This window comes from Neptunomonas sp. (assembly GCF_016744175.1).
In the GTDB taxonomy this organism is placed as follows: Bacteria; Pseudomonadota; Gammaproteobacteria; order Pseudomonadales; family Balneatricaceae; genus Neptunomonas.
The window spans coordinates 48,832-50,630 of record NZ_JADGEV010000027.1 but is presented as its reverse complement, the minus strand read 5'-3'; the positions used below and the strand labels follow the sequence as shown (position 1 = coordinate 50,630).

Annotated in this window: 2 protein-coding genes, 1 tRNA gene and 1 pseudogene; 2 read left to right on the top strand and 2 right to left on the bottom strand. The window is 43.6% G+C overall.

All coding sequences use genetic code 11. The annotated features are described in order from the left end of the window. Positions 1-76 (bottom strand) — tRNA-Ala (locus QZZ55_RS13005). Between the two features lie 300 nt (positions 77-376). On the opposite strand from QZZ55_RS13005, the gene QZZ55_RS13000 reads away from it, so the two are divergent. Together QZZ55_RS13000 and QZZ55_RS12995 are read left to right on the top strand one after the other, a co-directional pair. Next, positions 377-643 carry a DUF211 domain-containing protein gene (locus QZZ55_RS13000; protein WP_293267769.1) on the top strand — a complete coding sequence of 89 codons (267 nt, stop codon included), beginning with the start codon at positions 377-379 and terminating at the stop codon, positions 641-643. 5 nt (positions 644-648) lie between these two features. Beyond that, positions 649-1,233 carry a hypothetical protein gene (locus QZZ55_RS12995; protein ID WP_293267768.1) on the top strand — a complete coding sequence of 195 codons (585 nt, stop codon included), beginning with the start codon at positions 649-651 and terminating at the stop codon, positions 1,231-1,233. 143 nt (positions 1,234-1,376) lie between these two features. On the opposite strand, the pseudogene QZZ55_RS12990 reads toward QZZ55_RS12995, so the two are convergent. Continuing rightward, a pseudogene (locus QZZ55_RS12990) lies at positions 1,377-1,799 on the bottom strand (glutamate--tRNA ligase); the annotation flags it as partial.

Sequence of the window (1,799 nt, the reverse complement as noted above, 5' to 3'; positions counted from 1 at the left end):
TGGTGGAGCCTAGCGGGATCGAACCGCTGACCTGTTCGCTGCCAGCGAACCGCTCTCCCAGCTGAGCTAAGGCCCCATCTTTAACACACTTGAGGGAGGAAATAAGTGTGCTTTGAAACGACGCGTATCATCCCATATTTCAGATTAATGTCAAACACATTTTTAGGCTTTATCTAAGCGATTCAATCTATTGGGTACTTAACATAAATACATAATATCAATACCTTGCTGATACCCTCTTTGCATCCTTCGTGTCACTCTCTTCTTGGTTTAGCCTCTATATCACCAAGTTATGATTTAAGGCAGTGACCTATTCACTACTTTTAGGCAAGATAACTTAATAAACCGATAAAAAGATCAGGCAGAGGGCCTCTTTATGATCGCGGTTAAAAGAGTAGTACTTGATGTTTTAAAGCCTCACCAACCTAACGCACTGGAGTTTTGCCAAGCACTAAGCGCGGCTGTTGAAGGCAGTACGGTTAGAGTGACTGTTATCGCTGTAGATGAAAAAACTGAATCACTTGAGGTGTCAGTTGAAGCAACGCTAATTGATTTTGATCTCCTGCAAGCAGTGATTAGTAAAATGGGCGGCGCGCTGCACAGTATTGATGAGGTTGAAGCTAAAAACGAGCCAAACACTTGATACTTATGAATATTTACAGAAAAGCTGAATTTCTGTTAAACATCACGCGCTCTCAAGGGATTGCACGACGATATTTTGTAGTCAATGGTTTTGATGGTGCCTTAACCATGCTCGGCATGATTCTCGGCTTCCAGTTGAGCGCTTCTGCCCCACTCAGTATTACCATTAACGCTTGTTTAGGTGCCGCAATTGCCTTAGGTGTGAGCGGTGTCAGTAGCGCCTATATTAGTGAACTGGCCGAAAGACGGCATGCACTTCTTAAGCTGGAAGAGGCTATGCTGGAAGATTTACAGGAATCGGCACATTCAGAAGCGGCCCGCTGGGTGCCGATGATTATTGCGCTAGTAAACGGCTCTGCGCCACTATTTATTTCGTTAGTGATCCTTAGCCCTCTGCTATTAACCCATGCAGGGATTGTGTTACCTATTTCGCCTCTATTTTTAGCCATTATTTTAGCCTTGATTATTGTTTTTCTGCTGGGTGTTTTTCTGGGTCGAATCGCTGGTACATCCTGGTTACGTAGTGGTTTGCAAACCCTGTTTATCGCTATAACGACATCTGTTCTCATCTTCTTATTCACAGGATATTAGCCATACACCGCTAAGATTTTTTGTAATAAAACCTCAGCGGGAAGACGTTAATGGCTCAAGCGCAGGATTAATCAAGCAGGTATAAAAAAGGCCTGCAATGGCAGGCTTTTGATTTATCTATGGTTTAACTTATCTATTGTTAGCTACTCGATACCTGCAACAACATCCCTAAACTCTTTTTCCCATCGTTTTGCTTCTTTCTTCGACGGGCCACCCAATAGATTAACCGCGTGGCGCAAACGCGCACGGCTCATATCTGGGCCAAGAATCGACATAGAGTCCATGACAGAAACCGTCTGGTTTGTACCTGCAATAGCAATAAACAACGGGAACAAGAAGTCACGTAGCTTATAACCCATCTGCTCTGCTAGTTGTTTGAGCTGTGCGAACAGGTGATCTTTATCCCAGTTGCTTTCTGTATCTAAGAACCAAACACTAAATTGCAAAATACGCTTAGCATCATCCAATGTAACGCTTTTGTGTTCAAAGTCTGATTCTTTAATCGGTAACATCCCAGACAGGAAGAAGCCCGCTAGCGGTGCTACATCAGAGAACTTTTCTACACG